The following is a 13002-nucleotide window of genomic DNA, read 5'->3' on the forward strand; positions in this document are numbered from 1 at the left end:
GGTTTTAGAATCATCGGTGAAATGCCGGTTTATTCAGCTGGAATTGCTGTTGCTTCGTTTGACAGCGGATGGCTGAGCTTGTTCAGCATTTCTTTCGGGCAGACCTGCAGGAAGTGGGATTTCTCAACCTCCCAATGCTGCAGAATGTCTGCCGCCTTGCGGCTGAAGGTTTCCGCCTGATGGATTTCGACCAGTGACTTCAGCTGGGATTCCCAATGGTCGACGGTCACCGGGCAGGTTACCAGCGTTTCCATGTTCATCAGCGCCTGCGCCTTGCCTTCGGGGTCGTACAGATAAGCCATACCGCCCGTCATTCCCGCACCAAAATTGGCACCGATACTGCCCAGAATCACAGCCACACCGCCGGTCATGTATTCACATCCGTTCGAGCCGCAGCCCTCAATCACCACCTTCGCGCCCGAGTTGCGCACCGCAAACCGCTCGCCGGCGCGACCGGCTGCAAACAGGTGGCCATCTGTAGCACCATACAGAACGGTATTGCCAATGATGGTGTTGTCATCCGCCTTCAACGGGCTGACCTGCGGCGGTCGCACAACGATCATGCCGCCCGACAGGCCCTTGCCGACATAATCGTTGGCATCGCCTGACACTTCCAGCTTTAGCCCCGGGGCAGCGAAAGCGCCCAGCGACTGACCGGCAGAGCCCTGCAGTTTTACATGCAGGTGATCCGATTGGAACGTGTTCCGCATCCCGAAATTCTGCACGATATGGCTGGAGACACGTGTCCCCACAGACCGGTGCGTGTTCTGGATCGCGTAGGACAGCTGCATCTTTTCGCCATCCCGCAGGAACCGGGCCGCATCGCGGACAATCTCAGCGTCCAGCGTATCCGGCACCGCATTCCGGCCCTTGTCGCGGTTATAGACAATGTTATGCGCGCCATCGACGGTGATCAGCAGCGGATTGAGGTCGAGGTCGTCCAGATGTGCCGAACCCCGGCTGACCTGCGCCAGCAGATCGGCCCGCCCGATGATGTCGTCAATAGACCGCGCGCCAAGGCTGGCCAACAGTTCGCGAACTTCCTGTGCGTAGAACGTGATCAGGTTGACCACCTTGTCCGCATTGCCCGTGAACTTGGCACGCAGGCTTTCATCCTGCGTACAAACACCAACCGGGCAGGTGTTCGACTGGCACTGACGCACCATGATGCAACCCATCGCGATCAATGCGGCAGTGCCGATGCCGTATTCCTCGGCCCCCATCATCGCGGCCATGACGATGTCACGACCAGTGCGAAGCCCGCCATCGGTCCGCAGGGTCACGCGATCGCGCAGGTTGTTCATCGCCAGAACCTGATGCGCCTCGGTCAGGCCCATTTCCCATGGCAGACCAGCGTATTTGATGCTGGTCGCAGGCGATGCGCCGGTGCCGCCATTGTGGCCTGAAATCAGGATTACATCTGCCTTGGCCTTGGCAACGCCCGCGGCAATCGTTCCGACGCCCGATGACGCCACCAGTTTGACCGTCACCTTGCAGCGTGGGTTGATCTGTTTCAGATCGTAGATCAGCTGGGCCAGATCCTCGATCGAATAGATATCATGGTGCGGCGGCGGTGAAATCAACGTCACACCCTTGGTCGAATGACGCAAACGCGCGATCAGGTCGGTGACCTTCATGCCCGGCAATTGACCGCCCTCACCGGGTTTTGCACCCTGGGCGACCTTGATCTCCAGCTCTTCACACTGGTTCAGATATTCGGCGGTCACACCAAACCGGCCCGAAGCCACCTGTTTGATCTTTGCCGAAGGATTATCACCATTGGGTTCAGGCACAAAATGCGCCGGGTCTTCGCCGCCTTCTCCACTGTCGGACTTTGCCCCGATCCGGTTCATTGCCACGTTCAGCGTCTTATGCGCCTCTGGGCTCAGAGCGCCCAGGCTCATGCCGGGGGTGACAAAGCGTTTGCGGATCGAGGTGATCGATTCGACCTCTTCGATCGGCACTGGCTTGCCCAGCGGTTTGAAATCCATCAGATCGCGCAGATGGATCGGTGGGTTCGATTGCATCTTGGCCGAATACTGCTTCCACAGTTCATATGAGGCTCTGTTACAGGCCATTTGCATCATATGCATCGAGGTCGCTTCCCACGCGTGGGTCTCACCCGATTTCCGTGCCTTGTAGAAGCCACCAATAGGCAGGACGTCCAGACCGCTGTCCCAGCCCTTGGCATGAATTTCCTCGACCTTGGTCTGAATACCAGTGACTCCGATGCCGGAAATCCGGCTGGTCATACCAGGAAAATACTCAGCCACCATGGCACGGCTGAGGCCAACGGCCTCAAAGTTCAAGCCGCCGCGATAAGACGAGATCACCGAAATCCCCATCTTGGCCATAATCTTCAGCAAGCCTTGATCGATGGCATCGCGGTACCGCGCGACATTTTCCGTCAGGGTGCCGTCCAGCAACCCACGATCAATGCGATCGGCCAGCGAATCCTCGGCCAGATAAGCGTTCACAACGGTGGCGCCACAACCGATCAGCACGGCAAAGTAATGCGGGTCCACACATTCAGCCGACCGCACGTTCAGCGAACAGAACGTCCGCAAACCCTGACGGGTCAGATGCGAATGCACCGCGCTGGTCGCCAGGATCATCGGTATCGCCACCCGCCCTTCACCTGAGTTCATGTCGGACAGCACCAGATGCCCGGCACCAGATCGCACTGCCTCTTCTGCTTCGGCTCTAATACGGGCCAAAGCAGCGCTCAGGGCACCCCGACCGGCTTCAAAACTACAGTCAATTTCGGCCAAGGGTGAACCAAACGTTTCGACCAGCTTGTCCCACTGTGCGTTGCCCACAAAAGGGCTGCCCAACACGATGATCTCAGTCTGACTGCTGTCTTCGTCCAGCACGTTTTTCAGGTTCCCGAACCGCGTTTTCAACGACATCACGCGGTATTCCCGCAGGCTGTCGATGGGAGGGTTGGTCACTTGGCTAAAGTTTTGGCGGAAGAAATGGCTGAGCGGGCGGTACTGTTTCGACAAAACCGCCGAGGGCGTATCATCACCCATTGAGGCCAGGGACTCCTTGCCGTCCTCTGCCATTGGGGCCAGAATCTGTTCTAGCTCTTCAATCGAATAACCCGCCGCAATCTGACGCTTGCGCAACTCTTCGCCGGTGAATTTCGGCGTTTCGGTCACGCCCGCAAGCGAATTGTCCAGATCGTTGATCTTGCCGACCCATTCGCCAAAGGGCAGGGCGCGCGCCAGTTTGTTCTTGATCTGCTTGTCGCGGAACAGTTTGCCCTTTTTCATGTCCACGGCCAGCATCTGACCGGGACCCAGAGCGCCTTTTTCCGTTACGCTGGCCTCATCAATCGGCACCATTCCCGCCTCGGATCCGGCGATCACCAAACCATCGCCGGTCACTACGTACCGCATCGGGCGCAACCCGTTCCGGTCCAGACCCGCGCAAACCCAGCGTCCATCGGTCATCGCCAGCGCTGCGGGGCCATCCCATGGCTCCATCACCGAGTTGCAATAGGAGTACATATCGCGCCAGGCCTGCGGCAATTCCACCGCCTGCTTTGACCAGCTTTCAGGCACCAGCATGGTTTTTGCCATCGGCGCAGACCGCCCTGCGCGCACCAGAACCTCAAAAACCGAGTCTAATGCGGCCGAATCTGAAGATCCCCCGGCGATGATCGGTTTGATATCCTCGGCATGATCGCCAAAGGTTGCGCTGGCCATGCGGATCTCATGGCTCTTCATCCAGTTGGTGTTGCCTTTGAGCGTATTGATCTCACCGTTATGGGCCAACATGCGGAACGGCTGTGCCAACCACCATTGTGGGAAGGTATTCGTGGAATAGCGCTGGTGATAAATCGCGAACGCGGATTCAAACCGTTCGTCCATCAGGTCGGGGTAGAATACCGCCACCTGTTCCGCCAGCATCATGCCCTTGTAGATGATCGACCGACAAGACAGCGATGCCAGGTACAGCCCCGAAATCCCGGCAGCCGCAGCGGCTTTTTCAATACGGCGGCGAATGACGTAAAGCTCGCGCTCAAAGGTTTCTTCGTCCACACCCTTGGAGTTCGAGATCAGAATCTGTTCGATCTCGGGCCGGGTCGCGTTGGCCTTTTCACCCAGGCAGGTCACATCGACCGGTACGTGCCGCCAGCCATAGATGTAATAGCCCATGCGCAGAACTTCGGTTTCCACGATCGTCCGGCACTGTTCCTGCGCACCGAAATCGGTGCGGGGCAGGAACACCTGGCCCACGGCGATCAGTTCGTCCATGTTGGGCTCGTGCCCGGTGCGGCGGATCTGGTCATAGAAGAACGGCACCGGGATCTGAACGTGGATACCCGCCCCATCGCCGGTTTTGCCATCCGCATCCACGGCACCGCGATGCCAGATCGCCTTCAGCGCGTCGATCCCGGCATTGACCACCTTGCGCGAGGCCTTGCCATCAACAGACACAACAAGGCCAACCCCGCACGAAGAATGTTCTTCTTCCTCGGAATAGAGACTGTTTTCGGCCATGAACTGACGTTTGGCTTCTTCGGCCCGCACCCAATCGGCATCATATTTGGTCATTGGCTGTCTCCTTCTTCCGACGGGGCAAACATTGCAAAGACCTCAGCTTCGGTCATCTGCCGGCGCTCGCCTTCGAACGCATACCCGTCGGGTTTTTTATCGATGAAAAGTTCCAGTCGCAGCGGGTTGCCTGTGTCCTGAAACAGGCCCGCGGCCATTTGTGTGCTTCCGTGCCGTTCGCCCGGTAGGGTGATCCGATACCAAAGGGAGGACCCGCATTCGGAACAGAACGCGCGTTCCGCCCAATCGGAAGAGGTGAACGTCTTGACCGGACCCAACGCGGCGTATCCTTCCTGCGCCGGAAAGGTCATCAGCATTGAACTGGTCCAGCGGCGGCACTGGTCACAATGGCACGCACCCAGCGAATCCTTCGCTGGGGTTGCGGTCACCGTGACCGCGCCGCACATGCATTGGCCTTGCAATTCGGGCATTCCTGACCCTCCTGGTCGCTGGGCGTTGGGTTATTCGGCTGCGACAGCAGCCTTGCTGTTGAACCGATCGATGATCGCGTCGGCACAATCGCGGCCGTCGCGAATGGCCCAAACCACCAGTGAGGCACCGCGCACGATGTCACCAATGGCGTAGACGCCGTCCATCTCGGTCTCACCTGTCTCGAACGCAGCCTTGACGGTGCCCCAGCGGGTCACGGGCAGGTCGGGCTGGCCGAACAGGGTGGGCAGGTCCTCGGGCTCGAAACCCAGCGCTTTGATCACCAGATCGGCGTCCTCTACATAATCCGCGCCCTCGATCACTTCGGGGGCCTGTCGGCCAGACGCATCAGGTTGACCCAGACGCATCTTCTGCACCATCACACCTGCAACCGTGCCGTCACCTGTGAAACCCTTGGGTGTGCTGAGCCATTCGAACACCACGCCTTCTTCCTCGGCGTTTTGCGTTTCGCGTTGCGAGCCGGGCATGTTGGCGCGGTCGCGGCGATACAGGCATTTGACCGAAGTCGCGCCCTGACGGATCGAGGTGCGCACACAGTCCATCGCGGTATCACCGCCACCGATCACAACCACCTTTTTGCCTTCGGCGTTCAAACGACCATTGTCAAAATCTTCAACCTCATCACCAAAGCTCTTGCGGTTCGAGGCGGTCAGGAAGTCGATCGCTTTCTCAATTCCGCTCAAGCCGCTGCCCGGCATGGACAGATCGCGCGATTTATACACACCCGTCGCAATGATCACGGCGTCATGCTTGGCACGAATATCCGCGAACCTGGCGGCATCGACATCGCAGTTCAGCTCAAACGTGACGCCGCCATCCGCCAGCAGGTCATTGCGGCGCTGCACGACATCTTTTTCCAGTTTGAATCCCGGAATGCCGTACATCAACAGACCACCTGCGCGGTCGTGGCGGTCATAGACGGTGACCTGAATGCCTGCACGACGCAACAAATCCGCCGCGGCCAGACCACCGGGTCCGCCGCCGATGATGCCAACGCTTTCCGGCCGTTCCGCTCCGGGCGAGACGGGTTTGACCCAGCCTTTGTCCCAGGCGGTATCGGTGATGTATTTCTCAATCGAGCCGATTGTGACCGTGCCATGACCAGATTGTTCGATTACGCAGTTGCCTTCGCACAGGCGGTCCTGCGGGCAGATGCGGCCACAGATCTCGGGGAACGTGTTGGTTGCCTGGCTGGTCTGATAGGCCTCTTCCAGGCGACCGGTCGCCGTCAGGTTAAGCCAATCAGGGATATTATTGTGCAATGGGCAATGCGATTGGCAATAGGGCACGCCGCACTGGCTGCAGCGACTGGCTTGCTCAGCTGCTTTTTCTGCCGCGTATTCGGCATAGATTTCGTCAAAGTCTTCCTTGCGGTCACCGGCGGCACGCTTTTCCGGCATGACGCGGTCGATCTGCACAAATTTCAGCATCGGTTGCTTGGCCACGGGTCGGACTCCATGAATTGGCTTGGTCGCGTTTCTTTAAGGGATGAATAGTCGAATGAAAAGTCAAATATACTGACCTAATTTCAAAAACTTTGGGTCACACGACCAACCATACGGAAAATATCGACGTTTTTAGTACCGAATCGGACCTATATGTGCGCTTTCCTTTTCGGCACCACACTTATACCCATTGAACACAAAGAACACGTGACGGCAGCACGGGCAGTGATATGAGTTTTCTCCAGTTGATTCTTGCGGCGGTCATTCAGGGTATCACTGAGTTTTTGCCGATTTCCTCATCCGGTCATCTGATCCTACTGCCCGCCCTGACCGGGTTGGACGACCAGGGGCTGGCCATCGATGTGGCAGTGCATGTCGGCACGCTGGGCGCGGTGGTCCTGTATTTCTGGTCGGACGTGAAACTGGCGATTGCGGGCCTGCCGCAGGCCTTGATCGGGAAAACCGATACACCGCAGGCGCGTTTGGCGATGGGGCTGATCATTGCGACAATCCCCACGGTGATTGTCGGGACCATCCTGTTCAAATCCGGGCTAAGCCAATCTCTGCGATCCATGACCGTAATCGGCTGGACAATGCTGGGATTTGGGCTGCTGTTGTACTGGATGGACCAAAAAGGCGCCCAGACCAAAGAGGCCGACGACTGGGGGCCGCGCGATGCGCTGATCATGGGTTTGTGGCAGGTTCTGGCGCTGATACCGGGCACATCCCGGTCCGGCATTACCATCACCGGAGCGCGGCAGCTTGGATATACGCGCGAAGACGGGGCCCGGATTGCGATGCTAATGTCCATCCCGACGATTTTGGCGTCCGGAGTGCTGCTGTCGGCCGAAGTGATCCACGAGGCAAACGCACAGCTGGCCATTGATGGCGCCATCGCCGCGCTGTTCGCCTTTCTCTCTGCGCTGCTGGCCTTGCATCTGATGATGCGCCTGCTGCGCAGCGTCAGTTTTACGCCCTATGTTATCTATCGTGTGATATTGGGCGCGATCCTGCTGGGGATCGCCTACACCTGATCAGGTCCGCAGATTGTTGGCTGAATTCTGGATGTCGTCATACTGACCCGAGGGGCGGAATTTCCACAGATAGTCGGGCAAGATGGATTCCAAAGTCGCAGGCTCGATCCCCAGATCGTCAAACCCTTTTGCGCCCTCAGACACTACATTGTCGCGGCGCAGGTTCTTCAGTTGGTCCCGCGTAAGAATGTGGTTCGGAAACAGCTGAAAACTGGCGAATTTCGCAATGTCCAGCATCCCGGCCATGATCCGGGCTACAAAGAAGGGAATCCCGATGATGACGCGGCGGCGATAAATCACCTCTAGCATCTGATCCATCAACGCACGGAACGTCTTAACTTCGGGCCCGCCCAGTTCATAAGTGCCGGTCTCAGCCTTACCCAGGGCGCCCTGAACGGCAGCCTTGGCCACGTCATCTACATAGACCGGTTGAAACCTGGTGTCCGCCCCAACCAGAGGCAGGAACGGCCCCATCCGGGTCATCCCGGCAAATCGGTTAAAGAACTGATCCTCGGTCCCGAAAATGACCGAAGGGCGAAGGATCACCGCATCCGGCATATGGGCCAGAACACCGGCCTCACCCTGTGCCTTTGTCCGGGAATACGCACTGTCAGACTCTGCATCGGCACCAATGGCCGAGATATGAACCATACGTGCTATTTTCTGATCCGCCGCAAGCCGCGCAATTCGCTCGGCCCCGTCGGCCTGCACCGCATCAAACGCGTTTTTGCCAAGCTCGTTCAGAACACCAACGCAGTTGACCACTGCATCCGCTCCGCGCATGGCTGCCGCGACGGACGCGTCATCGCGGATGTTGCACAGAATGGGTTCGACCTGACCGACAACACCGTATGGTTTGACGAACATCGCCTCGTTCGGGCGCCGCACCGCGACCCGCACACGCCACCCTGCCTTCGCCATTCGCCGCGCGATATACCGGCCGACAAATCCCGATCCGCCGTAAATCGTGACCATTTTGGACATGCGAGGGCTCCTGCTGATGGGTCCTGATCCGATTTACCGCTCAAAGCCCCGGCAAACAAGGCGCAATAACGCCGCGCGCCTGCGAAAAAAGCCGCGCACTGAAAGGGCTGCCGGGTGGGGAACAAAAAACTTTCAGGAAACTTTCCGAATCTGGTTGACGCCCTCGGCCAGTCGGCTTAAACGCCGCTCCACGACACCTGCCCAGGTGGCGGAATTGGTAGACGCGCTAGCTTCAGGTGCTAGTGTCCGTATGGACGTGGAGGTTCGAGTCCTCTCCTGGGCACCATTCATTCAACGTTTATACAATAAAAACAAATGGATGCGAATATTTTTCTTCGCTTAGTCCACCCTCGAATCCACCTAACGGTCCTGAGCTTACGCCGTTCTGGTGGCGTTGGATGTTTCGCTAAGGATGTGTAAGTCACTATCTTCTGCGGCGCGTGAAGTGGTAGGTCGAACATGCCCAATGTTTTTTCGTCGCTCTGAAGCACCCAAGTATCCTTGACCGCTTTGAACTCCAAAGAATCTCGCCTGCACCAAGCGGCTGCCTACCACCAATTCAATTGGACTGTTAGAGTGGTTGAAGAGTTCCAGAGAAACGCAACCTCTAAATCCCGGTTGAAATGACGATGCAGTGTCAGGCTTAGCCGTTCACAATCTTGGACAATTCGGTTTCAGCACCGGTAGGTAGCTTGGCCCTGATTGTGAACTGATTTGGGTATCGGTTGGCGTAACCGTACCGCCTCACCCTGGCTGCAATGCGCATATCCTTGGCGTCCAGCATCAGCAGGTCCGTGGCCTGAAAGTGATCCAGCGGATCTGGGGCAGCCTGTAGGATCTGCGAACCAATGATGCTCTCAATCTCGGGCAAGAACTGATCCGACCAATGCCGGTTGACGCTGTAAAAACTCATATCAAATACCACCAAAAAAAGAGCGCGGTTAATTCCGCGCCCGAACTGTTTATGAACAGGCTCAAGCAGCCTTGGTCTCCTCTCGGTATTCTTCAATACACTTTTTCAGGACTTCCTTTGCCTGATCCAAGGGGACGGTGTTTTTTACGTAGGCTCTGATTGCGAAGGCGAACATTTCCACTTCGTCTTCATCAAGCTCGGCGATGTCCGACTCCATCTGATTACGACCCCTCTGGCGTTCGCGGAACACAGCGGCCATGCCTTTTGGATCGCCACACACCAACCAGTCGATGGAAATACCTTCGTCCTTGCACCAACGCAGAAACACATCGTCGACCAGAATGTCGCCGTCCTCGTCGTACCGCAGGCCAGGGTCTGGCAGGTCGAACCACCGGCAAAACGCCGTTACGCGCTGCTGGCAAGTTATCAAGTCAGAAAAGTCTGCAACAAAGATTTCTGAGTTTGCGTCGAAGTCAGTTGTTTTGGTCTCGGCATTCATGACGTCATCTCCGGTTCGCTGACAGAGTCCAAGGCGATGTTGAGCTTTTGTGCCCGCTCCTGAGCCATAGCCATAACTTCAACCAAGTGTTCTTGACTGTCATTGCCACCGATAAGCGAAGTGGCGGCGTCAAGCAGGCATTTGACGATTAACGCCTCATGCTGCAACTCAACGCGGGTGCAGCTCTTTCTAGGATAAGATAAAACTTCTCCATTCGCGCTGGCGCGTTGTTCTTCCATTGCCTTGGTTCTCCATTGTGGTATGATCCTTAGGGATCAATGTATCGAATGATCCGAAGGGATCAATGGGCAAAATGACAGGCAATCAATTGCAGGCAGCCAGAACGCTAATTGGCTGGTCACAAGCGCGGGTAGCAGACGCTGCTGGAGTGTCCGTTCCGACAGTCAAACGCGCAGAGGGCGCGGGCAAACACTCCGCATCTTCGAGTGCGATAGGAGCAATCCAAACGACTCTCGAAGCCCAAGGAATCCAGTTCCTGGACGAGGGCGACACAGCCAATGGGGTTGGGGTTGTTTTGGTAGGGTCCGCCGATAAGTAGCCAGTGCTGTGCCTATTTTCAGGTATCAGCCACGCTTTCGGCTCAGCAAACCGTATTTGACGGCCCATGACCGAAAGGACCGCCGCTTGCGCTTGCCTTGTTTCAGAGGCTGTTTCGACTCTGCACCGCCCTTTCGGTTGAACTCAAACACATCAATAACTCGCTCCGCGCAACCACAGGCTTCTCCCATGCCAACCTTGGCGAAATAGAACTTTTCGAAGCTTCCCGGCTTTTGCATGAAAATCCTCCTACCTTGCCTGTTTTTACAACGAAAGCGGCTCATTCCCCAATCAAAACAAACTTTAGGCGTGTGACCCGCTTCACAGACCAATGCACTCGAATGCTACATTCTGAAGTTGTAGTGAGTTGGCGCTTCTTTTTTTTCGAGCGTCTGGTTTTTCATAGTTCTCCCTGTTCACTAGGGCGCGTCAGAAATAGGCGCGCCCTTTTAGTTGCCCCTGATGGTGTCCCTAGCTTCCTGTGTGACCCATCAGCGCGGGATACGGCGCGACTGACCTGTTGGCGTGTGGTTCCTGTGAGGTCGGCTGTTTCACCAGGGAATTCCGCCGGTCTGCCCCGCCCGCGAGTTTCGGAACTATTTGTTTCACTATTCCTTCGCGCCTCACAAAGCTCTTTGCGCTTAACAAGATGCTCGGACAACTGCGTCGGCGTCAGTTCAGACCGCATGAGGTTTTCGTTGAGCGCTTTCAGAAATCCAAATTCTCTTTGAGGAAGTCGAGTACGTCCCGCTGAGCCCGTTCGAATTCCAGCAGTCCGTGTTTGCCAGCTAAATCACCATCGCTGTACACAATGGATCTACTGCCATTTTGGGAATTCAAAAACTTTGAGCAGTCTCCTTCGGACCACTTGTTTTGATACCAAGGGTCGCCCGCGCCAACGAGGGTTAGAACGGGTTCACTTTCCGGTGCATTAACCCCTCTGGCTTCCGAAAATGGCGTATGACATGTCCAGCCTTCCGCGACCCTGGCCTTCACTCGCTGCTGTTCGTTTTGGGCTTCAAAGTTCACAGTGGCTACGGCACCTTCGCTAAATCCCATCAGGACAATGTTGTTTCCATCGACAATGGGGAGCTTACGTGCCATTTCAATTGCGTATCCTGCATCATTTCGACGTAGCACCAATGTGCCACGGAACAGGTCGCCCTCGCGTGTTTCCACATTGCAGGACCGGGGGTACGTTTCTCGCGCTAGACTGGCTGGTGCAATTACAAGGTAACCGTTTTCGGAGAGAAACTTAGCTCGTCTATGAGTACCCGGCCAAATGCCGCTACAACCGTGCAAGTAGACAATTGTTGGTAGCTTTCGTTCGACGCCGGATTTCTGCTCCCGCAGGTCATCGGTTGTCACCTGTTTGGATTGGCCGTTTTCGACAGGAACTCGAACGATGGCGGCTCGCCATGTTCGTTCCAATTCGTCCGGATCGTCCCAATCCATCCAAGAGAGATCCGCAGGGGCTGAGAATACCTTCGAACTATTGTGTAGGCCGTGATCCTGCGAAAAGACAGGTGATGACGGCAGCAATGCCACAAGAAACGCAACCAGGCTTCCAATGATTTTGATCCTGTTGCAGTGAACTGACGGCAATTGCGCATCCTCCTTTGGAGACTTGCAGGCAATTATATCAGGTCAGGAGCCATGCTCCCAGATTTCCCTTCCCATCTGAGTTATCGGGTCCGGAGTTTGTTGTGCAGAATTGCATATCGTCCCCCACCCCCTGCTACATCTGTTACTTCTGCTACATGGGAATGATTGCGGGTTCCCCCATTTCTGGGGAGACCTTCTGCCGCCCCTGTTTTCCCCTGTATTAACAGGGCCAGGGATTTGCTGAACGGGCCGTTGTTTCACGGTGGAAACCGGTGAATGTGGGCGCGCCGCCTGAGGAATATGCGCCACCGTTGAGAGAAACCATGCAGATATGTACGGAATGAACGTTGACTATTGTGGGCCTTCGAACATCCGGTTCGAGCCCAAATTGACCAAATCGTGTGACTGCACCATCATGCCGCTCATAGCTGCAGAAATAAGGAGTTGCCGGAATTTGTTGAATTCAAACTCCATCAAGAAATGGCTCACTCAAGCATTCGAGGTTATCTATTATTTATCCGGTGAAGGCAGCTGGAAACTCCTTGCTCATGAAAAGCTAATATTGATGGCGGCAATTGAGAACCTTGTTCCGGATGAACGAGAATTGTTGCGTCAGCAGCTTCACCAGGACTTTTTTGTCGAAAGAACTAACAATAGGATCAGCGTTTTGCGGTTCTACGAAGCACATGAAGACCTGAGGGTTCAAGGAACCGATTTCGAAGACAGATGGATTCGGGTTCATATGCTGGTCAACGGTAAGAAACAGATTTGCAACGTCAACGTCTATCGAGGGCTAGTGTTCAGCGTGGAAACACGTTCACCAAGAAAGACCTACAAAGGCACAGAGATCCGTGTCGTCAAAGTTGTCGATGGCAATGGAGCAGACTCGTTTACAAGAGCGATTGACCGGCAAGAACACGGAACTGGCTGAACCTATTGTTTCATATACCTT

General features: G+C 56.0%; 11 protein-coding genes and 1 tRNA gene. 3 read left to right on the forward strand and 9 right to left on the reverse strand.

The annotated features are described in order from the left end of the window. Positions 1–29: 29 nt before the first annotated feature. Genes gltB through SJY13_RS14405 form a run of 3 tightly spaced genes read right to left on the reverse strand, consistent with a single transcriptional unit; the run spans position 30 to position 6457 of the window. Complete coding sequence (gene gltB, locus SJY13_RS14395) at positions 30–4562, reverse strand: glutamate synthase large subunit (protein WP_377191706.1); 4533 nt, start codon at positions 4560–4562, stop codon at positions 30–32. Continuing rightward, complete coding sequence (locus SJY13_RS14400; RefSeq protein WP_377191708.1) at positions 4559–4993, reverse strand: GFA family protein; 435 nt, start codon at positions 4991–4993, stop codon at positions 4559–4561. Before SJY13_RS14400 ends, gltB begins: the two co-directional genes overlap by 4 nt. 30 nt (positions 4994–5023) lie before the next feature. Further along, the gene (locus SJY13_RS14405) at positions 5024–6457 is read right to left on the reverse strand and encodes an NAD(P)-dependent oxidoreductase (protein ID WP_377191710.1); all 1434 of its coding nucleotides are present in this window, start codon (positions 6455–6457) and stop codon (positions 5024–5026) included. A gap of 230 nt (positions 6458–6687) precedes the next feature. Between SJY13_RS14405 and SJY13_RS14410 the strand changes: the two genes are divergently transcribed. Then, positions 6688–7491 carry an undecaprenyl-diphosphate phosphatase gene (locus SJY13_RS14410; RefSeq protein WP_377191712.1) on the forward strand — a complete coding sequence of 268 codons (804 nt, stop codon included), beginning with the start codon at positions 6688–6690 and terminating at the stop codon, positions 7489–7491. Here the strand turns inward: SJY13_RS14410 and SJY13_RS14415 are convergent, their stop codons facing one another. After that, a complete protein-coding gene (locus tag SJY13_RS14415) occupies positions 7492–8475 on the reverse strand; it encodes a complex I NDUFA9 subunit family protein (protein ID WP_377191714.1) in 984 nt (327 codons plus the stop codon). A 199-nt stretch (positions 8476–8674) separates the two neighbouring features. On the opposite strand from SJY13_RS14415, the gene SJY13_RS14420 reads away from it, so the two are divergent. Then, a tRNA-Leu gene (locus tag SJY13_RS14420) sits at positions 8675–8761 on the forward strand. Positions 8762–9118: 357 nt separating this feature from the next. Here SJY13_RS14420 and SJY13_RS14425 read toward each other — a convergent pair. From SJY13_RS14425 to SJY13_RS14445, 5 genes are all read right to left on the reverse strand, one after another. After that, positions 9119–9388, reverse strand: a complete 270-nt coding sequence (locus SJY13_RS14425) for a hypothetical protein (protein ID WP_377191716.1) — start codon at positions 9386–9388, stop codon at positions 9119–9121. Positions 9389–9449: 61 nt separating this feature from the next. Next, a complete protein-coding gene (locus SJY13_RS14430) occupies positions 9450–9887 on the reverse strand; it encodes a hypothetical protein (protein ID WP_377191718.1) in 438 nt (145 codons plus the stop codon). After that, the gene (locus SJY13_RS14435; protein WP_377191720.1) at positions 9884–10126 is read right to left on the reverse strand and encodes a hypothetical protein; all 243 of its coding nucleotides are present in this window, start codon (positions 10124–10126) and stop codon (positions 9884–9886) included. Before SJY13_RS14435 ends, SJY13_RS14430 begins: the two co-directional genes overlap by 4 nt. A 345-nt stretch (positions 10127–10471) precedes the next feature. Continuing rightward, entirely contained in the window at positions 10472–10684 is a 213-nt protein-coding gene (locus SJY13_RS14440; protein WP_377191722.1) for a hypothetical protein, read from the reverse strand. Between the two features lie 469 nt (positions 10685–11153). Continuing rightward, entirely contained in the window at positions 11154–11900 is a 747-nt protein-coding gene (locus SJY13_RS14445; RefSeq protein ID WP_377191724.1) for a dienelactone hydrolase family protein, read from the reverse strand. Positions 11901–12465: 565 nt separating this feature from the next. On the opposite strand from SJY13_RS14445, the gene SJY13_RS14450 reads away from it, so the two are divergent. Continuing rightward, positions 12466–12981, forward strand: coding sequence for a hypothetical protein (locus SJY13_RS14450; RefSeq protein ID WP_377191726.1), 516 nt, complete (start codon positions 12466–12468; stop codon positions 12979–12981). Positions 12982–13002 lie beyond the last annotated feature (21 nt).

This window comes from Ruegeria meonggei, from assembly GCF_042768335.1.
Classification (GTDB): domain Bacteria; phylum Pseudomonadota; class Alphaproteobacteria; order Rhodobacterales; family Rhodobacteraceae; genus Ruegeria; species Ruegeria meonggei.

Bases quoted from the DNA above. Each gene is read 5' to 3' on its own strand.
- SJY13_RS14410 (WP_377191712.1), top strand. From the start codon at position 6,688: ATGAGTTTTCTCCAGTTGATTCTTGCGGCGGTCATTCAGGGTATCACT.
- SJY13_RS14445 (WP_377191724.1), bottom strand. From the start codon at position 11,900: ATGGATTGGGACGATCCGGACGAATTGGAACGAACATGGCGAGCCGCC.
- SJY13_RS14430 (WP_377191718.1), bottom strand. From the start codon at position 9,887: ATGAATGCCGAGACCAAAACAACTGACTTCGACGCAAACTCAGAAATC.
- SJY13_RS14415 (WP_377191714.1), bottom strand. From the start codon at position 8,475: ATGTCCAAAATGGTCACGATTTACGGCGGATCGGGATTTGTCGGCCGG.
- SJY13_RS14435 (WP_377191720.1), bottom strand. From the start codon at position 10,126: ATGGAAGAACAACGCGCCAGCGCGAATGGAGAAGTTTTATCTTATCCT.
- SJY13_RS14425 (WP_377191716.1), bottom strand. From the start codon at position 9,388: ATGAGTTTTTACAGCGTCAACCGGCATTGGTCGGATCAGTTCTTGCCC.
- SJY13_RS14440 (WP_377191722.1), bottom strand. From the start codon at position 10,684: ATGCAAAAGCCGGGAAGCTTCGAAAAGTTCTATTTCGCCAAGGTTGGC.
- SJY13_RS14450 (WP_377191726.1), top strand. From the start codon at position 12,466: ATGCCGCTCATAGCTGCAGAAATAAGGAGTTGCCGGAATTTGTTGAAT.
- gltB (WP_377191706.1), bottom strand. From the start codon at position 4,562: ATGACCAAATATGATGCCGATTGGGTGCGGGCCGAAGAAGCCAAACGT.
- SJY13_RS14400 (WP_377191708.1), bottom strand. From the start codon at position 4,993: ATGCCCGAATTGCAAGGCCAATGCATGTGCGGCGCGGTCACGGTGACC.